The following is a 20,673-nucleotide window of genomic DNA, read 5'->3' on the forward strand; positions in this document are numbered from 1 at the left end:
AGCATACTTTTGGTCTCTGCAGCGCTCTGTCCCTTCGCCGGGTCCGGAGCAGCGCGAGGTCAGGGTTGTTGCCCGCGTCCACTATGTGATTCTGAAACAGCGAACACCGCAGTGCGTGTGTTTGACAGTTTCATAGTGTTACGGCGGTTATGGCGAAGGGGAAACACCCGGTTACATTCCGAACCCGGAAGTTAAGCTCTTCAGCGCCGATGGTACTGCACCGGGGACGGTGTGGGAGAGTAGGTCGCCGCCGGACAATTTTTTGTGGAAAGGCCATCCCTTCGGGGGTGGCCTTTCCTGTTTTCCGGGGACTTTTACCCGAGACCGACACCCGGGCCTCCGCCCGCCAAGGGGGTCGACGCCTGGCCGATGCCTGGCCGACACCTGGCCACCTCCGGCGTCAGGGGCGAACCTCTGACGCCGGAGGACGGCCGGCCCCGCCGGGACCGGCGCGTCGGGCAGGGCCCCGGCCGGAGTGACCCGGCTCAGGGCGCGACCCGTCTCAGGGAGCGATTCGGATCAGGGCGTGATGAACAGGCCGTCGCCGACGGTCCGCTCGCTGCCGTCGGAGGGCCGGTTGATGACCTTGTGGTTGACCACCATCGCGGTCGAGCCGCCACCGTCGAGGTTCATCGCCTGCTTGGCGCCCAGCCAGCGCATCAGCTGAGCCGCCTCCACCATCGAGGCGCCCACGGTGACGCCCGGGTTGCGGCCGTCCACGGTCGCCAGGATCAGGCCGCCTGACTTGGTGATGCCGACCAGCGTGCGCGGGTGGCGGCGGAGCATCATCACGACCGACGCGTGCCCGTCGGCCTGGGCGGTGATCCGTACCCGGCCGTTCCTGAGGAGCCCGACGCCCCCGCCCATGATGTATGTCTCGGGGGTGAGGGGGACGGCCCGCTGCGTCCGCAGGTCGATGACTCTGGTGTCCAGCTTCATGATGGAGGTCTCCAGGGCGTGCTCCCGGAGCCAGTCGGCCATGATGCCGGTGCCGTGGAGCACGTAGGCGCCACGCGGGACGGCGCCGCCGGCCTCCCGGGCGTTGACGATCCGCCCCTGGGCGTCGACCACGATCTCGGCGCCGCCGTCGGCCGCCGTCTTGGTGCCGAACTCCTCGGTGTAGAGGACGAGCTCGTCCGCTCCGGCGGCCCGGTTGACCCCCTTGACCTCGGTCTTCGCTCCGTCGGCGGGGATCGCGGTGATCGCCGTCTGCAGCTCGGTGATCCGGGCCTTGCGTCCGTTGACGACCAGGCCGCTGCGGCCGGGCACCGCCTCGCTGAGCAGCTTGCCGCCGACCACCGAGACGCCCATCGGGTCGCCCTGGAGCGCCTTGGGCGTGTGGATGTTGAAGAAGCCGCCGTTGACCCCGGCGATGGCCTTGGTGAGCTTGGACATGGAGCTGGTGGTCTCACGCTTGGCGACGCTGGTGCCGACGCTGGTCCTGAAGGATCCCTTGAAGGTCTTCGGGTCCACCATCAGCACGCGCATGTCCCAGGGGCCGGTGGTCTCCAGGCCGTCGTCGCCGAGATAGTCGGTCTTGGCCCGGATGCCGGCCTCCTTGAGCTCCTTCACCATCTTGTCGGCCTTGGCGCGCTGCTTGAACGTCCACAGGCCGACGCGGACCAGATAGCGCTCCACGGCCGGAGCGTCCGCGGCGGCGGGCTGCACGATCTTCTCCAGAGTGGGCGTGAAGCCCGCGGCCGCGACCTCCTCGGCCTTCGTCTGGGCGGTGGTCAGCCTGCCGTCGTCGTGCCCGTTGGGCATCAGCACCGTCACGGTCCATCCCTGGGTGGACGTGCCGTACATCACGTTGAAGAGGTCGACCCCCGGTGCGACGCTGCGCCGGTTCTTGACCGGGATCCCGTTCTGGCCGAGCGGGAAAGCCGAGGAGGGGAAGGTCTGACCCGCCCGGTCGGCCTGGGCGGGAATCGCCGTGATGGTAAGTGCTATGGCTGAAAGCCCGACGATGATACGTCGCGACATGTATCTCTCCCCGTTGGTGACCATACTTCGGTGCACCATCGTGCCGAGATCTACCTGTCAAGGGGAGCGAAACACGCTAAACACCACAAGAAAGTGTTGTCGCCTGGGCGGCGCCATATGCGGAACGACGGAATTCGCGTAGTCCCGGGCTGCCCCCATCGGGTCAACAGCGCTGGTCAATACGGGTTAGCCCACGTCGTTTCGCTGCGCGGGCGGCAATACGGCGCTACGGTGCAGTAGGCCGCATTCCCTCAGTTCAAGCGGCACGTCTTTCCGAGAGGCAGCCGTCATGGGGCTGAACATTCTCATTGTGATCATCGCGAGCATGGTCCTGGGTTTCATCCTGGGCGTGATCCTGGCGCGACCGCGCCGCTGGGATCTCTACGTCTGCGCGGACGACACCATCCACGTCGACGTCACATCCGACCGAGACGGCTAGGCGGGCGCGGCCCGGAAGGCGCGACAGGCGGGCGCAGGCCGTACGGAATCTGGGTCCCGTACGGCCTGCGCCGTAATCTCCGTCAGGACAGGCAGTGATAGACCTTGCGGAGGGTCTCGTGGACGATCCAGGTCGTCTTGGCGCCGTCGGCGAGCAGGCAGACCGATCCCGGGACGAGTTCGACGGCGGCGCCGCCCTCCACCTCCACGGTGGCCCGGCCGGACAGGACCACGAAGATCTCGTCGCGCTCGACGTCGGTCACCGTGCCCGGGGTGATCTCCCAGATGCCCCGGCTCTGGGAGCCGTCGGGGGAGGTCCACAGCTCGGCCGAGGAGACCTGCGGTGAGCCGGCGATGATCTGGGCGGGGTCCAGCTCGTCGGGCGACAGCCGTACCTCGCCGGTGGGGACGGCGAAGATCCCGGCGGCGGTGACCATACGGGCCAGGTCGGCGGTCTCGGGGACGAGGATGTCAGGCATGGGGGCCTTTCAGGATCTTTCAGGTGCGGGGGTTGTCTCTTCGGAACGATTCCAGCGCCAGCAGCGCGACGTGGAGGGAGAGACAGGACTCGACATCGTCCAGGTCGGTGTCGAGGATCCGTTCCAGCCTACGGAGCCGGTCGTAGAAGGCGGGACGGGACAGGTGGGCCTTCTGGGCGGCGACGGCCTTGTTGCGGCCGGAGTCCAGATAGACCCGGAGGATCCTGGTCAGGTCACCGCCGCGCTGGGCGTCGTGGGCCAGCAGGGGGCTGAGCTCGCGCTCGGCGAAGGTCTGCAGGCGGGCGTCGTCTCTGAGCAGGTGCAGCAGGCCGCGCAGGCGCAGGTCGGGGAGGCGGTAGAAGGCCCGGCCGTCGGGCTGCCGGACGGCCACGTCCGCGACCTGCTCCGCCTCGAGGAAGCTCCGCCGTACGTCACGGAGGGATTCGACCACCGAGCCGGCGGCGAGGACGAACGGGGTGGTGAAGGCCATGCGCAGGCGGTCGGCGAGCGTGGTCAGCGCGGGCTCGGGGAAGGTGCGCGGGGGCAGCGGGAGCAGGACGCCGACGCGGTTCTGGTTCAGGGCGCCGACCAGAGCGGGGAGGCGGGCGTCGCGGCAGGCGGCCGCGGCGGCGTCGGCCAGCTCGCCGAGCCGGACCAGCTGCTCCTGGCCGTCCAGCGTGCTCTCCGGGAGCTCGGTCAGGCGGAGCACCACGCTGATCAGCTTACGGCCGGTCAGCGGGACGCCGACCGCCCGGGCGCGGGCCGCGGCCTCGTCGGGGTCGGCGTAGGCGTGGGTGAGGATGCCGGTGATGATCGTGCCGTGGGCCTGGCGCTCCAGTGACTCCTGGTGGCGCTCCAGCAGGCGGCCGAGGGCGAGGGTGGTCGCGGCGCGTTCGGCGAGCACGATGTCGCGCGGGCCGGGCTCACCGTCGCAGAGCAGGATCAACCGGCCCCAGTCCTGACCCCGGGCGCCGACCATGGTGACCAGCCAGCCGGAGGCCGAGTCGTAGGCGGTCCGCTCCTCCGGCGCCACCGCCCGGGACCGCGTCTCCCAGCTCGCCAGCAGCGTCCCGGTGTCGCGTCCGGCCGTCTCGCAGGCGAGGACCTGGTGGGCGAGGTTCTCCAGCAGGACCGGCCGTCCGGACAGCCGCGCGACCTGGCTGAGCACCTCGGCCGGGGAGGCGCCCTCGACCGACAGCTCGGTGAAGACCTCGTGGAGCTGTTCGGAGGCGCGCAGCTCCTCCAGCTGGATGTCGATGATCCTGGCGTGGACCGACTCGGTGATCTGCACGAACGGGGTCTCGCGGGCCAGCGTGATCAACGGCAGGCCGTGCTCCTCGGCGGCGCTGACCACGCCCCGGGGCAGTTCCCTGACGAACTTGCGGCCCAGTTCCACGATCAGCCCGGAGGCGCCCACGGCGGCCAGCTCCGCGACGTACTGGATCAGTCTCTCGGGGGCGTCGGGGAGCGCGACGCCGGTGGTGAGCACCAGCTCTCCGCCGCGCAGCAGGTGGGCGATGTCGGTGACCTCACCGACATGGACCCAGCGCACCCGGGTGTCCAGCCGGTCGGCTCCCGCGACGACCCGGGGGTTGCCTCGGCGGACGGTGTCCAGGGCGAGGACGTCGGCGATGGTAGGGAGCACACACCGAGAGTATCCGATCAGACTGTAAGTCCGGACGATAGCTGCATTACATCATGTTGGTGCCGATCCGGTTACCGGTCCGCGCCCGCCGCCCCAGCGACCCACCCCCGCCATCAGCGACACCAGTGAAGAGAGTATGGTGGTGTTGGTATGGGAGGAGGGATCCAGATGTCCCGTCCCGGTTTCAAAGGTTTGATCTTCGCGGCCGTCTCGGCGGTCTGCTTCGGCTTCTCCGGCCCGCTGGCCAAGTCGCTCATCGACGCGGGGCTGTCACCGCTGCAGGCGGTGTGGACAAGGCTCGCCGGGGCGGCGCTCGTGCTGCTCGTCGCGACCGCCCTGGTCCGGCCGTCCGCCCTCGCCGTCCCCCGGCACCGGCTGCGCTTCGTCGCCGCCTACAGCCTGGTCGGCTTCGCCGCGGTGCAGGCCTTCTACTACGGCACGATCGCCCGCCTGCCGGTGGGGGTCGCGGTGCTGTTGGAATACGCCTCGCCGGTCCTGGTCCTGGCCTGGGTGCGGCTGGCACGCCGGACCCGGCTGCCGCGTGCCGCCGCGGTCGGCGCCGTCCTGGCGGTCGGCGGGCTCGCCTGCGTCGTCGAGGTGTGGCGGGGTGTCCGCCTCGACGGGCTCGGCCTCGTGCTGGGCCTGGGGACGGCCGTCTGCGCCGCGGTGTACTTCCTGCTCAGCCAGGAGGCGGGAGACGACGTCCACCCGCTCGGAGCGCTCACGTGGGGGCTGAGCGGCGCGGCCGCCGTGCTCACGCCGCTGGCCGCGCCGTGGCGCCTGCCCTGGGACCTGGCCACCGCCGACCTCGTGCTGGGCGGCTGGAGGCTGCCGGCCCCCGCGGCGGTCGGCTGGCTGGTCGTCGTCGGCACCGTGATCGCCTACGCCACCGGCATCGCGGCGGTGCGGGCCCTGACCGCCGCCGTCGCGGCCACGGTCGCCTCGCTGGAGGTGCTCGCCAGCATCCTCATCGCCTGGGTCCTGCTCGGCGAGGCGCTCGGCGCCCCCCAACTGCTCGGCGGCGCCCTGGTGCTGGCGGGTGCGCTCCTGGCGCAGCGGACGGTGGTCGGCCGGCGGGCGGCCACCGGCCAGGACCCGCTGCCAGGCCGGCGGGAGCCCGTGCCCGGCCGGCGGGCGGCGGACGGGGGGCAGGGCCCGGACGGCGGCGGCCGGCTCCGTGTGGATTCCGCCGCCCGGCGGCCGTACGCCCCGCTCTGAGCTTTCACGCATCGGCGCAGGTCAAGTCCTGGCCCTGGGGCATTAAGATTACTTGACCCTTTCCCGGTCGAGAGGCGCGATGATGAGCATGGTTGAGGCTTCTGGCTCGGCGGCGCGCGGCTCCGCTCCGGGCGTCGAGGAGCTGGATCTCCGTCAGCTTCTGGCCGGGCTCACGGCCGTGCGTGACGGCGACTTCGGCACTCGCCTGCCCGACGACGGCGACGGGCTGCTCAAAGAGATCGCCACCGTGTTCAACGGCATGGTGGACCAGCTCTCCCTGTTCACCTCCGAGGTGACGCGCGTGGCCCGTGAGGTGGGCACCGAGGGACAGCTGGGCGGCCAGGCCGACGTGCCCGGCGTCTCCGGCACGTGGAAGGACCTCACCGACTCGGTCAACGCCATGGCGGGCAACCTCACCGATCAGGTCCGCGACATCGCCCAGGTCGCGACCGCGGTGGCGACCGGCGACCTGTCACAGAAGATCACCGTGGACGTCCGGGGCGAGATCCTGGAGCTGAAGAACACCCTCAACACGATGGTCGACCAGCTGTCGTCCTTCGCCGACGAGGTGACGAGGGTGGCCCGTGAGGTGGGCACCGACGGCCGGCTCGGCGGCCAGGCCGAGGTGACCGGCGTCGCCGGCACCTGGCGCGACCTGACCGACTCGGTGAACTTCATGGCGGGCAACCTCACCGACCAGGTCCGCAGCATCGCCCAGGTCACCACGGCGGTGGCCAAGGGCGACCTGTCACAGAAGATCACCGTGGACGCCCGGGGTGAGATCCTGGAGTTGAAGAACACCATCAACACGATGGTCGACCAGCTGTCGTCCTTCGCCGACGAGGTGACGAGGGTGGCCCGTGAGGTGGGCACCGACGGCCGGCTCGGCGGCCAGGCCGACGTCAAGGGCGTCTCCGGCACCTGGAAGGCGCTCACCGAGTCGGTGAACGTGATGGCCGACAACCTCACCGCCCAGGTGCGCAGCATCGCCCAGGTCACCACGGCGGTGGCCAAGGGCGACCTGTCGCAGAAGATCAGGGTGGACGCGCGCGGGGAGATCATGGAGCTGAAGGAGACCATCAACACGATGGTCGACCAGCTCTCGGCCTTCGCCGACGAGGTGACGAGGGTGGCCCGTGAGGTGGGTACCGAGGGCAACCTCGGCGGCCAGGCCACCGTCCGGGGGGTGTCCGGCACGTGGAAGGACCTCACCGACAACGTCAACTCGATGGCCAACAACCTCACCAGCCAGGTGCGCTCCATCGCGCAGGTCACCACGGCCGTCGCCCGCGGCGACCTGTCACAGAAGATCACGGTTGAGGCCAAGGGCGAGGTCGCCGCGCTCGCGCAGACCATCAACACCATGGTCGACACGTTGAGCGCGTTCGCCGACGAGGTCACCCGGGTGGCCCGAGAGGTGGGCACCGAGGGCGAGCTGGGCGGTCAGGCCCGCGTGCCCAACGTGGCCGGCACGTGGAAGGACCTCACCGACAACGTCAACTCGATGGCCGGCAACCTCACCAACCAGGTCCGCAACATCGCCCAGGTCACCACGGCGGTCGCCCAGGGCGACCTGACCAAGAAGATCGACGTGGACGCCCGGGGCGAGATCCTGGAGCTGAAGACCACGATCAACACGATGGTCGACCAGCTGTCGTCCTTCGCCGCCGAGGTCACCCGCGTGGCCCGCGAGGTGGGCAGCGAGGGGCGCCTCGGCGGGCAGGCCGAGGTCGAGGGCGTCTCCGGCACCTGGAAGCGGCTGACCGAGAACGTCAACGAGCTGGCCGGCAACCTGACCCGCCAGGTCCGCGCGATCGCCGAGGTGACCAGCGCCGTGACCTCGGGCGACCTCACCAGGTCGATCACCGTCGACGCCTCCGGCGAGGTGGCCGAGCTCAAGGACAACATCAACTCCATGGTGAAGTCCCTGCGCGAGACCACCCTGGCCAACCAGGAGCAGGACTGGCTCAAGTCGAACCTGGCTCACATCTCCGGGCTCATGCAGGGCCACCGCGATCTCGCCGTCGTGGCCGAGCTGGTGATGAACGAGCTGGCCCCGCTGGTCTCCGCCCAGTGCGGGACGTTCCTGCTCGCGGAGGAGACCCCGGACGGCGCGGAGCTGCGGGTGGTCGGCGGATACGGTCACCGCGAGACCGGCCGTCGCTACGCCCTCGGCGACTCGCTCGTGGGACAGGCCGCGCTCGTCAAGCGCCCCATCCTGGTGGAGGACATCGCCGCCGGTTACCTCACCATCTCCTCCAGCCTGGGGGCGGCCGGTCCGGTCAACCTCATCGTGCTGCCGATCATCGTCGAGGACCAGGTGCTCGGCGTGATCGAGCTGGCCAGCCTCAACAGGTTCACCCAGGTGCATCGGGCCTTCCTCGAACAGCTGGTGGGGACCATAGGCGTCAACGTCAACACGATCGTCGCCAATGCCCGCACCGACTCCCTGCTCGCCGAGTCGCAGCGGCTCGCGACCGAGCTCCAGGTCGGGCAGGAGGAGCTGCAGCGCTCCAACGCCGAGCTGGAGGAGAAGGCGGAGCTGCTGGCCCGGCAGAACCGCGACATCGAGACGAAGAACAGCGAGATCGAGCAGGCCCGGCAGGAGCTGGAGGAGCGGGCCAAGCAGCTCGCGCTCGCCTCCAAATACAAGAGCGAGTTCCTGGCCAACATGAGCCACGAGCTGCGCACCCCGCTCAACTCGCTGCTGATCCTCGCCCAGCTGCTGGCCCAGAACCCGGCCCGCAACCTCACCGCCAAGCAGGTGGAGTACGCCAACGTCATCCACTCGGCCGGCACCGACCTGCTCCAGTTGATCAACGACATCCTCGACCTGTCCAAGATCGAGGCCGGCAAGATGAACATCAGCCTCGAATCCCTGCCCCTGCGGCAGCTCCTCGACTACGTCGAGGCGACCTTCCGCCCGCTGACCACGGAGAAGGGGCTGCGCTTCGACGTCAGCGTCGCGCCGGAGGTGCCCGAGGAGCTGCTCGTGGACGAGCAGCGGCTACGCCAGGTGCTGCGGAACCTGCTGTCCAACGCGGTGAAGTTCACCGAGACGGGCTCGGTCCGGCTCCGCATCGAACGGACCGACGAGGTGGACCTCCCGGGAGCCCCCGGGCAGGAGGTCCTCGCCTTCCACGTCGTGGACACCGGCATCGGCATCGCCAAGGAGAACCTCTCCCAGATCTTCGACGCCTTCCAGCAGGCCGACGGCACCACCAGCCGCAAATACGGCGGCACCGGGCTGGGCCTGTCCATCAGCCGTGAGATAGCCGCGCTGTTCAACGGCGAGCTCCAGGCGGTCAGCGCCCTGGGCGAGGGCAGCACCTTCAGCCTCTTCCTGCCGATCGCGGATGTCGCCCCGGCCGGCGCCGGCCCGGCCGTCAGACCGGCCACGGGGCTCGCGCTGCAGCCGGTCGGCGCGGCGCCCGAGAGGCTCGGCGGGGACGGCCGCCGGCTGCTCGTCGTGGAGTCCCGGCTCAACGGCCTGCTCTCCCAGCTGGCCGAGAGCGTCGTCGCCGACCTGACCGGGACGCACGGGCCGGTCTGGGTCTCCACCGCCAACGACCCCGCGACCGCCCTGGAGATCCTGAACAGGGGCGGCCACCAGTGCGTCGTGCTCGACCTGGGCATGGGACAGGACGGGGCGGCGGAGTTCCTCCGCGGGCTCGACGAGGACTCGGCCCTGCGCGGGCTCCCCGTGCTCGCCCATCACAGCCGTACGCTCACCCGGCCGCAGGAGAACCTGCTCAAGGGCCGCTCCAACACCCAGCCGCTGGAGCTGCTGCCCAGCCTCGACGAGCTGCGCGAGCGCATCACCCTGCACCTGTCGGCCCAGGAGCCGGGCCATGTCCTGCCGCTGGTCCAGCCCAGCCCCGACGAACGGCCGCGGGCGCTGGAGGAGGCGGACACCATGCTGATGAACCGCAAGGTGCTGGTCATCGACGACGACGTGCGCAACGTGTTCGCGCTGACCAACATCCTCGAACTCCACGGCATGCAGGTGCTCTACGCGGAGAACGGCCGCAAGGGCATCGAGACGCTGGCGCGCAACGAGGACGTCGACCTGGTCCTGATGGACATCATGATGCCGGAGATGGACGGTTACGCCGCCACCGCCGCCATCCGCAAGATGCCGCGCTTCGCCAACCTGCCGATCATCGCGGTGACCGCCAAGGCCATGCAGGGCGACCGGGACAAGACCCTGGCCGCGGGGGCCAGCGACTACGTCACCAAGCCGGTCGACGCCCAGGAGCTGCTCTCCCGCATACAGCAGTGGATGGGACTGTGAGCGGTGACCCGTCGCGTGCGGCGGTGACCGAGCGGTGACCGCCGCGCGCGGGCGGGCCCCTGAGCGCTGACCTCCGTGGGGGGGAAGGCCGCCCGATGGTGGTCGCGCCGCGCGATGACGGTCGCGCCGCGCGGCCGGTGCGATGACGGGCGCCCCGGGCCCATGGGTCACAATGGCCCCTCGGAGGTGGCGGTGGTGATGCGGCGCGGTGTCGTGGCGACGCTGGTCTCGGCGGCGGGGTTCGGGTTCATGCCCGTCTTCGCGTTCTACGCCTACGGCACGGGAATGTCGGTGACGACACTTCTCATGCTGCGGTTCGCGATCGCGGCGGCGGTGTTCCTCGGGTGGCTGGGGCTGCGCGGCAGGCTCGGGCGGCTGACGGGGCGGCAGTGGATGACCCTGGCGCTGCTGGGCGGCGGCATGTACGCCACCCAGTCGCTGCTGTACTTCACGGCGGTCCAGCGCATCGCGCCGGCTCTCGCCGTGCTGCTGCTGTATGTGTATCCGGGGCTCGTCTCGGTCCTGTCGGCGGTGGTGGAACGCACCAGGCTGAGCTGGACCGTCGTCGGGCCGATCCTGGTGTCACTGGCCGGGCTGACGCTGGTGGTGGGCCCGCTCGACGCCGGCCTCGACGTTCTCGGCGTGCTCGCCGCGGTCGGGTCCGCCGTGGCCTACGCCTGCTACATCGTCCTGGGCAGCAGGGTCTCCGCCTCGCTGTCCCCCACGGTCACGACGGCCTACCTGGCGATGTTCGCCACGGGCTCGTTCGCGCTGCTGGGACTGGCGGCCGGCGGGCTGGACCTCGGCTTCGCGCCGGCCGGCTGGGGCTGGGCGGCGGCCGTGGCGATCGTGTCGACCGTGCTCGCGATCGCGCTGTTCTTCGTCGGGGCCACGGCGCTCGGCCCGGTCCGCGCGTCGATCCTCAGCATGCTGGAGCCCGTCGTGGCGGTGCTCGCCACGTGGCTGCTGCTGGGCGGGGCCCTGTCGTGGCCGCAGCTCGCCGGCGGGGCGGTCGTGCTGGCCGGCGCGGTCTGGGGCATCCTGGCGAACTCGGCCCGCGGTGACGCCCCGGCGGAGGAGGGGACCACGGCCGTGCCGGCGTCCTCGAAGGGAACGGCCGCGTAGGAGACCGCCTCGCGAGAGACCGTCTCACGTCGGCCGTCGTCTCCGGGCATCACCTCTCCCCGGCCTGAGGGCCGTCGTCTCCACTCCTCCCGGCTTCACGCCTTGCGGGGGCCGTCGTCTCCACGCTCCCGGGCTCGCGCTCCGGGTGGGCCTGCCTCAGGCGGGCCTGCAGGCCGTCGAGGAAGCACATCAGGCCGAAGTCGAAGCTGAGCAGGCGGGTGGTCTCGACGTCGATTTCGGTGCCGTAGTACTCCGCGTAGCGCGCGGCCAGCTCGGGATGGTTGCGGGACGCCTGCTCCACCAGGGGTCTCATCGCCGCCAGCACGTCGTCGCCGCTCATCTCGCCCGTGTTGACGATCCTGCGCCAGGTGAGCTCGGGTGTCGTCGCGCCCAGCACGTACGACATGAGCGCGGAGGAGGCGTAATCCTGCTCCAGCCCCTTGAAACCGGCTAGCGTGAACGTGCGCAGCAGCTGGGCCGACAGCTCCATCGCGTTGGGGCCGAGGGCCGGTCTGGTGCCGATCAGCGCGGCCGCCCAGGGATGCGCGAAGAGTGCGGCGCGCAGGCCGTAGGCGAACACCGAGGCCGTGTCCCGCCAGCCGATCACGTTGGGATCGGGCAGGGGCACCTTGCCGAAGACCTCGTCCATGACGAGTTCGAGCAGTTCGTCCTTGTTGGCCACGTGCCAGTAGATGCTGGTCGCGCCGGAGCCGAGCCTGGCGCCCAGCCGGCGCATGCTCAGCGCGTCGAGTCCTTCGGCGTCGAGCAGCTCCACGGCCGCGCGCACGATCTGGTCGCGGTTGAGCACCGGACTCTTGGTGGGGCGGGGCTCGCGGGTCCAGACCGAGCTCAGGTGCTGTTTCACCACTCAAGCATAAATCCACTCGCACACCGTTCGAGAGTTGTCGTACGCTGTGCGGGTGGAATCGAACACTGTGCGAGCAGAGCCGCACCCCCGGCGCTGGTGGATCCTTGGCGTGCTCTGCCTGAGTCTGCTCGTCCTCGTCGTGGACAACACCGTCCTGAATCTGGCCATCCCGGCCCTGATGACCGACCTGGGTGCCAGCCCCTCGGACATCCAATGGATCATCGACGCCTACATCCTGGTCTTCGCCGGGCTGCTGCTCACCGCCGGCAGCCTGTCCGACCGCTACGGCCGTAAGCGTTTCCTGATCATCGGCCTGGTGCTGTTCGGCGGGGCCTCGCTGGTCGCCCTGCTGGTCACCGAGCCCTGGCAGCTCATCGCCGCCCGGGCCCTGATGGGCGTCGGCGGCTCCATCCTGATGCCGAGCACCCTGTCGATCCTGATCACCGTCTTCGACGACAGCGAGCGCCGCAAGGCCATCGCCGCGTGGAGCGCGGTGGCCATGGTCGGCGTGATCGCCGGTCCCACGCTGGGCGGCTTCCTGCTGGAGCACTACTGGTGGGGCTCGATCTTCCTGCTCAACGTGCCGATCACGGCCGTGGCCGTCGTCGCGGCCGTGCTGCTGATGCCCGAGACCCGCGGCCCGGCCCGCCGGCTCGACCCGGTCGGCGTGGTGCTGTCCACCACCGGCATGAGCGCCCTGGTCTTCGTGGTGATCTCGGCGCCGGGCAAGGGCTGGACCTCCTCCCAGGTGGTGGTCGCCGCGGTGCTGGCCGTACTGGCGCTGGGCGGGTTCGTGCTCTGGGAGCGGGGGGCGGCGCACCCGATGCTGCCGCTCGGGCTGTTCCGTGACCGCAACTTCAGCGGGTCGTCGTTCTCGATCGTGCTGATGTCGTTCGGCACCGGCGCGCTGCTGCTGATGCTGACCCAGTATCTGCAGTTCGTGCTGGGCTACGGTCCCATGCAGGCCGGCCTGGCGCTGCTGCCGTACGCCGTGGCCGCCGCCCTCTTCAACGCGGTCGGCGCGGGTCTCGGGCAGAAGGTCAGCAACCGCACGCTGGTCGCGGTGGGGCTGTCGGTGATGGCCCTCGGCTTCGGCGTGCTCGCCTTCATGACCGCCGACACCGGATACGGCATGATGATCACCGGTCTGATGCTCATGGGCGTCGGCGGCGGCCTGGCCGGGCCCGCGGCCTACGCGACCCTGATGGGCGCGGTGCCGCCCGAGCACGCCGGTGTGGGGTCGGCGCTCAACGACACCGTCCAGCAGGTGGGCATGGCGCTCAGCGTGGCCGTGCTCGGCAGCGTGCTGGCCGGGGTCTACACCTCGTCGATGCCCGCCGGGGCCCCGGCCGCGGCCCGGGACTCGATCGGCGGCGCGCTCCTGCTCGGGGATCCCGGGCTGGCCCGGACCGCGCGGGAGGCGTTCGTCTCGGCCATGGCGTTCGGCTCCTGGGTGGGCGTCGGCTTCACCCTCGCGGCCGCCGCGCTGGCGTTCGCGGTGCTGCGTCCCGCCCCCGCGGCCCCGGCCTCAGAGCCGGACCTGGTGGAAACGGGGAGCTGAGAGGTTCTCCAGGCTGTCGAGCTTGTGCACCCGCTCGTCGTGGCCGATCTGCCGGAGCAGGTCGGCCACCGACGCGTAGCGGCCGTACTCGGCGGCGTAGGTGCCCGGGTCGGGCTGGAACTCCAGCTCGGGGTGCTCGGCGACGTACGTCATGTACTCGTGCTCGGCGTGGTCCTCGAACTCGGCGTTGAGCTTGTAGCTCAGTTCCGGCCTGACCAGGAACAGCACCCAGGACACGTGGTAGTAGAAGAACGCGATGAACCAGGGCGCGAGCCTGTGCAGCAGCCAGTTCTGCCGGTCGCCGTTGCGCTGGACGAGGTCCTGCATGATGAGCAGGTGCCACTGCTCGTTGTCCTGGTCGGCGCGGGCCTCCACGATCCGGTCGAAGACCCGCCTGGCCAGGGCGGACCTGCCGTGGTGGCGGTGGAGCGCCCAGTAGCCCATGCGCTCCCAGGCCTGGTACGGCACGCGGGCGATGATCTCCAGCATGGCGAACTTCGTGTAGGAGCCCGCCCTGCCGTAGAGCAGGTCCACGGGCTTGAACATCATCTTGGCGAGCAGGCCGTACTCCATCCTCGGGGAGCCCAGCGTCTCGCGCTGGGCGGTCCTGAGCCGGTGGGCGTCGAGCTTGGGCGGGCCGGCCGGGGCCTCGGGGCGGTCGATCGTGAGGGTCATGGCGGGGTGCCTCTCGTCGGTCTCGTCGGATGACTCGATGGTGGAGGAGGAGACCCCCGTCGGTCGTCGGCCGTGGGGATGCGGACGCGGTGCCTCTCCGGGAGTAACCGGCGTCCCCGCGCTACACCGCCAGGCGGACGGGACATCCCCTAGGGGTAGAGGGACGTTCCGGAGGAAAGCCGTAAAAATTCATGCATTTCAGATTGCTTTAGTAGGAAATTTGAGTGACGATGAGGACATGAGTCGCTCAGCCGCGGTCGCCGGCCGCCCTTCCCGGGCGCGGTCCCTCGTGGCCGCCTGACCCTGTGCCCGGACGGGGAACCTGGGGGGTGCTCCGTCCGATGTCCTGTACGGCTTGCGCCAACCGTCGCAGGGCGCAAGCCGTACAGGACCCCTCCGTTCCGCGCCGACGGGCCGGCCGGCCGCGGAGGACCCCACGGTGACAATGTGACGGGTTAATCGGACATCTCCCGACACATTGATGGTGGGAGTGGCCGCCCCGAGCCGCGATACTCGATACATGTCGGACCTTCTTGCACGCCACCGGGCGGTAATGCCCAACTGGGTGGCCCTTTACTACAACGAGCCCATCGAGATCGTCGGCGGCAAGGGCAACCGGGTCGTCGACGAGTCGGGCAAGAGCTATCTGGACTTCTTCGCGGGCATCCTGACCAACATGATCGGGTACGACGTGCCCGAGGTGCGTGAGGCCGTCGAGCGCCAGCTCGCCACCGGCGTCGTGCACACCTCCACGGTCTACCTGCTCCGCGGCCAGGTCGAGCTCGCCGAGAAGATCGCCAGGCTGTCCGGCATCAAGGACGCCAAGGTCTTCTTCACCAACTCCGGCACCGAGGCCAACGAGACCGCGCTGCTGCTGGCGACCTACGCGCGCAAGTCCGACCAGGTGCTCGCCATGCGGCAGAGCTACCACGGCCGCTCCTTCGGCGCCGTCAGCGTGACCAGCAACCGCGCCTGGAAGAACAACTCGCTGTCGCCGCTGAACGTGCACTTCCTGCACGGCGCCGACCGTCACCTCACCCAGTTCCGCGGGCTGTCGGACGCCGAATACATCGCCGCCTGCGTCGACGACCTGCGTCACGTGCTCGCCACCTCCGTCTCCAGCGACGTGGCCGCGCTGATCGCCGAGCCGATCCAGGGCGTGGGCGGGTTCACCATGGCCCCCGACGGGCTGTTCGCCGCCTACAAGGAGGTCCTGGACGAGCAGGGCATCCTGCTCATCTCCGACGAGGTGCAGACCGGCTGGGGCCGCACCGGCTCGGCGTTCTTCGGCATCCAGAACCACGGTGTCACGCCGGACATGATGACCTTCGCCAAGGGGCTGGGCAACGGTTTCGCGGTCGGCGGCGTCGTGGCCCGCGGCGACCTGATGGACAACCTGCACGCGGTCGGCCTCGCGACCTTCGGCGGCAACCCGATCTCGATGGCCGCCGCCAACGCGACGCTGGACTATGTGCTCGACCACGACCTGCAGGCGAACGCGGCCCGGACCGGCACCCTGATCATCGACGGGCTCCGCGAGGCCGCGCCGCGCCTGCCGATCGTCGGCGACGTCCGCGGGAAGGGCCTGATGTTCGCCGTCGAGCTGGTCGACCCGGCGACCGGCGAGCCCTCCCCGGCGCTCGCGGCCCGGTTCATGGAGGAGACCAAGAAGGCCGGTCTGCTCGCGGGCAAGGGCGGACTGTACGGCAACGTGCTCCGCATGGCCCCGCCGCTCACCCTGACACTGGACGAGGCCGCCGAGGGTCTCGGGATCATCGTCAACGCGCTCGAAGTCATCAACGCTGAGGTCGTCTCGTCGTGAAGAACATCACCCACTGGATCAACGGAACCCCCGTCGAGGGCTCCGGCCGCACCTCCGAGATCTTCAACCCGGCGACGGGTGAGGTCAGCGGGCGGGTCCACCTGGCCTCGGTGGCCGAGGTCGACGCGGCCGTGGCCGCCGCCGCCGCGGCCTACCCGGCCTGGCGGGACGCCTCGCTGGTCAAGCGGTCCCAGGTGCTTTTCCGCTTCCGCGAGCTGATGTACGCCAACCGTGACGAGCTCGCCCGGCTCATCTCGGCCGAGCACGGCAAGGTCCACTCCGACGCGCTGGGCGAGGTGGCCCGCGGCCTGGAGGTCGTGGAGTTCGCCTGCGGCATCCCGCACCTGCTCAAGGGCGGTTTCTCCGAGGGCGTCTCCACCCGCGTCGACTCCTACTCGATCCGCCAGCCGCTGGGCGTCGTGGCCGGGATCACGCCGTTCAACTTCCCGGCCATGGTGCCGATGTGGATGTTCCCCATCGCGATCGCCGCGGGCAACGCCTTCATCCTCAAGCCGTCCGAGAAGGACCCGTCGGCCTCGCTGCTGATGGCCGCGCTCTGGCGGGAGGCGGGGCTGCCGGACGGCGTCTTCAACGTCGTCCAGGGCGACAAGGTGGCGGTGGACCGGCTGCTGGAGCACCCGGACGTGCGCGCCGTCTCCTTCGTCGGGTCCACGCCCATCGCCAAGTACGTCTACGAGACCGGCACCTCCCACGGCAAGCGGGTCCAGGCGCTGGGCGGCGCCAAGAACCACATGCTGGTGCTCCCCGACGCCGACCTCGACCTCGTCGCCGACGCCGCGGTCTCGGCGGGCTTCGGCTCGGCGGGGGAGCGCTGCATGGCGATCTCCGTCGTGCTGGCGGTGGACCCGGTCGGCGACGAGCTGGTCGACAAGATCGTCTCCCGCGTCTCCGAGCTGACCATCGGCCCCGGCGACGACCCCGCCTCCCAGATGGGCCCCCTGGTCACCGAGGTCCACCGTGACAAGGTCGCCTCCTACCTCGACCTGGGCGTCTCCGAGGGCGCCAAGCTCGTCGTGGACGGCCGCCAGACCCCGATCATGGGCGGCGCCACGGCGGCCGAGACCCCGGGCTTCTGGCTCGGCCCCACGGTCCTCGACCACGTCCCGGCCGAATCCCGGGTCCACCGGGAGGAGATCTTCGGCCCGGTCCTGGCGATCGTGCGCGTGTCCTCCTACGAGGAGGGGGTGGAGCTGATCAACGGCGGCGAGTTCGGCAACGGCACCGCGCTCTTCACCAACGACGGCGGCGCCGCCCGGCGCTTCCAGAACGAGGTGGAGGTCGGGATGATCGGCATCAACGTGCCGATCCCGGTGCCGATGGCCTTCTACAGCTTCGGCGGCTGGAAGGCCTCGCTGTTCGGTGACACCCATGTGCACGGGACCGAGGGCGTGCACTTCTACACCCGGGGCAAGGTCGTCACCTCGCGCTGGCTCGACCCGAGCCACGGCGGCGTCAACCTGGGCTTCCCGACCAACAAGTAACCGCCGGGACCGTCCCGCCGCGCACCGGAGCCCCGCGAGAGCCCTCTCGCGGGGCTCCGCCATGTCCGTCCAGGCCCGTCCAGGCCCGTCCGGGTCCGTCCGGGGCCGTCCAGGTTTTCCTCGCGGGCCTCGCGGGCCTCGCGGGCCGTGCGGGGGCGGAGGGGACCCGACCGCCCGGCCTGCCGGGTGGCGGGCAGATAGGCTCCGGACAGGTCGGCAGTGGCACCGTGGGGGGACTTCGTGAGCAGGGACAGGCTCCGCCGTACACATCTCGGAGCGCTGGCGGGGGCGGGCGGGCTGGCGCTCGCCGTCTCCGTCTCGGTGGGGGCGGCGGGCGCCGTCCAGCCGGTGGGCGGCCCGTCGGTCCCGGCCGCGCCCGCGGCGGCGTCGCCCGGCCGGAGCCCCGGTCCCGGCCTCGGCTCCGGCGCGGCCGCCGGCTCCGGCGCCACTCCCAGCCCGACGCCTTCGGCCTCCATCGGCAAGGGCGAGGGCACGCTCCAGGTGCTCACCTTCCAGGGCCATGTCGAGTACGGCGGGACCAGCTCCAGGGCCAACTGGGTCTCCTCCTTCGAGGAGGAGACGGGGTGCCGGGTCGTGAAGCTCGACCGGGTCAAGACGGAGGAGGAGATGGCCGCCAAGCTCGCCGGCAACTCCTACGACGTCATCTCGCCCCCGCCGGGGCTGGCCGGGCGGCTGGTCGCCGAGGGCAGGGTGGCGCCGGTGGACACCGCGCTGCTCGACTTCTACAAGGACATCCCCAAGCGGCTGCGCGAGCTGCCGGCCGTCCGGCGGGCGGGCAAGGTCTACGGGGTCCCCTACCTCTGGGGGGTCAACCAGGTCATCTACGAGATGGGCAGGCCGCAGGGGCCGGAGGCCCTCTACACGACCACCCCCGTGGCGATCAGGGACAGCCCGCTGAGCATCGCCGACGCCGCGCTCGCGCTCGGGCGGTCCGATCCCGGCCTGGGGGTCGAGGACCCCTTCCAGCTCACCCCCGCCCAGCTCGACGCCGCCGTGAAGCTGCTGGCCGAGCGCGACGGCCCCGACCGGGTCTACTGGAAGGACTCCATCGATGTGATCCGGGCCTTCGCGTCGGGGTCGGTACGGCTCGCCCAGGCCCTGCCGTACCACCGGGACCTCTTCCGGCGCGCGGGCCGGCCGGTGAGGGCGCTGGACGGCGCGCCGATGACGGGGTGGGTCGACTCGTGGATGCTGGCGGCCAAGGCCACCAGCCCCAACTGCGCCTACCGATGGCTCAACTGGATGGGCTCGGCGAAGGTGCAGCGCTCGGCCGCCGCCTGGACGGGGCTCGCCCCGGCCAATCCCGACGCCTGCGGCGGGCGCGCCGACCGCATGTGCGAGATCTATCACGTCCGTGACGACGACTGGATCCGGCGGATCTTCTTCGCCGCCCGTCCGACGCGGGATTGCGGCGGCCGGGGCGGGGAATGCACTGACTACGCCGACTGGACACAACGATGGAAGAACCTGGTGAGGTGAGCGGGGCTCCCGTTACCCCCGCTTGACGGGCCGCGGGCACGCCCATCCCCCCGCTGGGCGTGACCCGCCAGGGGCGCTCCGGGTGGTCCCCCGACCCCGGAGCGCTCCGTCCTCCTCCAGGCATGTCCGCCTAACCCGGTAATCGCCGCGATTTCCGTCGCGATCACCAACATCAACGATGGATTCAGTGGCTGAATCCTGTCCCGGCTATCGACTGGTTGACCAGTCAGCGAGTAGGCTCGCTGCCATGAGAATCCTTCTTGTAGGAGCGGGCGGGGTTGGCTCCGCCGTGGTCCCGATCGCCGCACGCCGAGATTTCTTCGAACACATCGTGGTGGCCGACTCCAAACAGAGCCGCGCCGCCGACGCCGTGGCCAAGATCGACGATCCGCGCTTCAGCGCCATCGGGTTGGACGCCTCCGACCAGACGGCGGTCGAGGCCGCCCTGGCGGAGCACCGCTGTGATGTGCTCTTCAACGCCGTGGACCCGCGCTTCACCATGTCCCTGTTCCGGGCCGCGCTCAACGCCGGGGCGCACTACCTCGACATGGCGATGTCGCTGTCGCGGCCCCACCCCCGCAGGCCCTACGAGCTGACCGGGGTGAAGCTGGGCGACGAGCAGTTCGCGCTCGGCGACGCCTGGCGTGACCGGGGCAGGCTGGCGCTGGTGGGCATGGGGGTGGAGCCCGGGCTCGCCGACGTGTTCGCGCGCTACGCGGCCGAGCACCTCTTCGAGAGCATCGAGGAGATCGGCATCCGCGACGGGTCGAACCTGGTGGTCGAGGGCTACGACTTCGCGCCGACCTTCTCCATCTGGACGACCATCGAAGAGTGCCTCAACCCGCCGGTGATCTGGGAGAACGGCGACTGGCACACCACCGAGCCGTTCAGCGAGCCGGAGGTCTTCGACTTCCCCGAGGGGATCGGCCCGGTCGAGTGCGTGAACGTCGAGCACGAGGAGGTGCTGCTCGTGCCGCGCTGGATCGACACCAAGCGGGTGACGTTCAAGTACGGCCTCGGCGAGGAGTTCATCGGCGTCCTGAAGACGCTGCACAAGCTCGGCCTGGACAACGCGGGCAAGATCCGGGTCGGCGGCGTCGAGGCCTCACCCCGTGACGTCGTCGCGGCCAGCCTGCCGGACCCGGCCACGCTGGGTGACCGGATGCGCGGCAAGACCTGCGCCGGCACCTGGGTGAAGGGCGTCGGCAAGGACGGCGGGCCGCGCGAGGTCTACCTGTACCACGTGGTCGACAACGAGTGGTCGATGCGGGAGTACGGTTGCCAGGCCGTGGTCTGGCAGACCGCCGTGCACCCGGTGGTCGCGCTGGAGCTGCTGGCCACCGGCGCCTGGTCGGGCGCGGGGGTGCTGGGGCCCGAGGCGTTCGACTCGGTGCCCTTCCTTGAGCTGCTCAACGCCTACGGCTCGCCCTGGGGCATGCGCGACCAGACCGACCAGGTCCTCCAGCCCGCCTGAGTCCGCCCCCGCCCGGCCGGAGTCCCCGGCGCCCGGTCCCCGAGTCCGCGCGCCGTGGGCGACGACGGCCGCCCGGCGGCCCGTCCACC

Annotated in this window: 14 protein-coding genes and 1 rRNA gene; 10 read left to right on the forward strand and 5 right to left on the reverse strand. The window is 70.5% G+C overall.

Annotation, left to right across the window (positions count from 1 at the left end):
* The first annotated feature begins 139 nt into the window (after positions 1 to 139).
* Positions 140 to 256: ribosomal RNA gene (rrf, locus tag ACZ6R6_RS00005) — 5S ribosomal RNA — on the forward strand.
* Positions 257 to 519: 263 nt separating this feature from the next.
* Here rrf and ACZ6R6_RS00010 read toward each other — a convergent pair.
* Positions 520 to 1,983 carry a phosphodiester glycosidase family protein gene (locus tag ACZ6R6_RS00010; protein WP_470088819.1) on the reverse strand — a complete coding sequence of 488 codons (1,464 nt, stop codon included), beginning with the start codon at positions 1,981 to 1,983 and terminating at the stop codon, positions 520 to 522.
* A gap of 289 nt (positions 1,984 to 2,272) precedes the next feature.
* Between ACZ6R6_RS00010 and ACZ6R6_RS00015 the strand changes: the two genes are divergently transcribed.
* On the forward strand, positions 2,273 to 2,422 hold the full coding sequence (locus tag ACZ6R6_RS00015; RefSeq protein ID WP_451932845.1) for a hypothetical protein: 150 nt from the start codon (positions 2,273 to 2,275) through the stop codon (positions 2,420 to 2,422).
* 82 nt (positions 2,423 to 2,504) lie between these two features.
* Here the strand turns inward: ACZ6R6_RS00015 and ACZ6R6_RS00020 are convergent, their stop codons facing one another.
* Entirely contained in the window at positions 2,505 to 2,900 is a 396-nt protein-coding gene (locus tag ACZ6R6_RS00020; RefSeq protein ID WP_470088821.1) for a cupin domain-containing protein, read from the reverse strand.
* Between the two features lie 19 nt (positions 2,901 to 2,919).
* The gene (locus ACZ6R6_RS00025; RefSeq protein ID WP_470088823.1) at positions 2,920 to 4,545 is read right to left on the reverse strand and encodes a PucR family transcriptional regulator; all 1,626 of its coding nucleotides are present in this window, start codon (positions 4,543 to 4,545) and stop codon (positions 2,920 to 2,922) included.
* 168 nt (positions 4,546 to 4,713) lie between these two features.
* Between ACZ6R6_RS00025 and ACZ6R6_RS00030 the strand changes: the two genes are divergently transcribed.
* From ACZ6R6_RS00030 to ACZ6R6_RS00040, 3 genes are all read left to right on the forward strand, one after another.
* Positions 4,714 to 5,763, forward strand: a complete 1,050-nt coding sequence (locus tag ACZ6R6_RS00030; protein ID WP_470088825.1) for an EamA family transporter — start codon at positions 4,714 to 4,716, stop codon at positions 5,761 to 5,763.
* 88 nt (positions 5,764 to 5,851) lie between these two features.
* Complete coding sequence (locus ACZ6R6_RS00035; RefSeq protein ID WP_470088827.1) at positions 5,852 to 10,057, forward strand: HAMP domain-containing protein; 4,206 nt, start codon at positions 5,852 to 5,854, stop codon at positions 10,055 to 10,057.
* Between the two features lie 198 nt (positions 10,058 to 10,255).
* Positions 10,256 to 11,182 (forward strand): DMT family transporter, encoded by a 927-nt coding sequence (locus ACZ6R6_RS00040; RefSeq protein ID WP_470089495.1) that lies wholly within the window; start codon positions 10,256 to 10,258, stop codon positions 11,180 to 11,182.
* Positions 11,183 to 11,231: 49 nt separating this feature from the next.
* On the opposite strand, the gene ACZ6R6_RS00045 is transcribed toward ACZ6R6_RS00040, so the two are convergent.
* Complete coding sequence (locus tag ACZ6R6_RS00045; protein WP_470088828.1) at positions 11,232 to 12,047, reverse strand: TetR/AcrR family transcriptional regulator C-terminal domain-containing protein; 816 nt, start codon at positions 12,045 to 12,047, stop codon at positions 11,232 to 11,234.
* A gap of 55 nt (positions 12,048 to 12,102) precedes the next feature.
* Between ACZ6R6_RS00045 and ACZ6R6_RS00050 the strand changes: the two genes are divergently transcribed.
* Positions 12,103 to 13,611, forward strand: coding sequence for an MFS transporter (locus tag ACZ6R6_RS00050; protein ID WP_470088830.1), 1,509 nt, complete (start codon positions 12,103 to 12,105; stop codon positions 13,609 to 13,611).
* On the opposite strand, the gene ACZ6R6_RS00055 is transcribed toward ACZ6R6_RS00050, so the two are convergent.
* Positions 13,579 to 14,286, reverse strand: coding sequence for an alternative oxidase (locus ACZ6R6_RS00055; RefSeq protein ID WP_470088832.1), 708 nt, complete (start codon positions 14,284 to 14,286; stop codon positions 13,579 to 13,581). The two genes, ACZ6R6_RS00050 and ACZ6R6_RS00055, sit on opposite strands and share 33 nt — an antisense overlap.
* 520 nt (positions 14,287 to 14,806) lie before the next feature.
* On the opposite strand from ACZ6R6_RS00055, the gene ACZ6R6_RS00060 reads away from it, so the two are divergent.
* The 4 genes from ACZ6R6_RS00060 to ACZ6R6_RS00075 all read left to right on the forward strand — a co-directional run bounded on the left by ACZ6R6_RS00060 (position 14,807) and on the right by ACZ6R6_RS00075 (position 20,584).
* Positions 14,807 to 16,108, forward strand: a complete 1,302-nt coding sequence (locus ACZ6R6_RS00060; RefSeq protein WP_470088834.1) for an aspartate aminotransferase family protein — start codon at positions 14,807 to 14,809, stop codon at positions 16,106 to 16,108.
* Positions 16,105 to 17,610, forward strand: coding sequence for a CoA-acylating methylmalonate-semialdehyde dehydrogenase (locus ACZ6R6_RS00065; protein WP_470088835.1), 1,506 nt, complete (start codon positions 16,105 to 16,107; stop codon positions 17,608 to 17,610). Before ACZ6R6_RS00060 ends, ACZ6R6_RS00065 begins: the two co-directional genes overlap by 4 nt.
* Positions 17,611 to 17,850: 240 nt before the next feature.
* Positions 17,851 to 19,110, forward strand: coding sequence for an extracellular solute-binding protein (locus ACZ6R6_RS00070; protein ID WP_470088837.1), 1,260 nt, complete (start codon positions 17,851 to 17,853; stop codon positions 19,108 to 19,110).
* Positions 19,111 to 19,357: 247 nt separating this feature from the next.
* Positions 19,358 to 20,584 carry a saccharopine dehydrogenase family protein gene (locus tag ACZ6R6_RS00075; protein ID WP_470088838.1) on the forward strand — a complete coding sequence of 409 codons (1,227 nt, stop codon included), beginning with the start codon at positions 19,358 to 19,360 and terminating at the stop codon, positions 20,582 to 20,584.
* Positions 20,585 to 20,673 lie beyond the last annotated feature (89 nt).

It is taken from the genome of Streptosporangium sp. NPDC048886 (assembly GCF_055586905.1).

Coding starts and splice junctions, on each gene's coding strand:
- ACZ6R6_RS00010 (WP_470088819.1), bottom strand. CDS start 1,983: ATGTCGCGACGTATCATCGTCGGGCTTTCAGCCATAGCACTTACCATC.
- ACZ6R6_RS00040 (WP_470089495.1), top strand. CDS start 10,256: ATGCGGCGCGGTGTCGTGGCGACGCTGGTCTCGGCGGCGGGGTTCGGG.
- ACZ6R6_RS00015 (WP_451932845.1), top strand. CDS start 2,273: ATGGGGCTGAACATTCTCATTGTGATCATCGCGAGCATGGTCCTGGGT.
- ACZ6R6_RS00035 (WP_470088827.1), top strand. CDS start 5,852: ATGGTTGAGGCTTCTGGCTCGGCGGCGCGCGGCTCCGCTCCGGGCGTC.
- ACZ6R6_RS00030 (WP_470088825.1), top strand. CDS start 4,714: ATGTCCCGTCCCGGTTTCAAAGGTTTGATCTTCGCGGCCGTCTCGGCG.
- ACZ6R6_RS00060 (WP_470088834.1), top strand. CDS start 14,807: ATGTCGGACCTTCTTGCACGCCACCGGGCGGTAATGCCCAACTGGGTG.
- ACZ6R6_RS00020 (WP_470088821.1), bottom strand. CDS start 2,900: ATGCCTGACATCCTCGTCCCCGAGACCGCCGACCTGGCCCGTATGGTC.
- ACZ6R6_RS00075 (WP_470088838.1), top strand. CDS start 19,358: ATGAGAATCCTTCTTGTAGGAGCGGGCGGGGTTGGCTCCGCCGTGGTC.
- ACZ6R6_RS00055 (WP_470088832.1), bottom strand. CDS start 14,286: ATGACCCTCACGATCGACCGCCCCGAGGCCCCGGCCGGCCCGCCCAAG.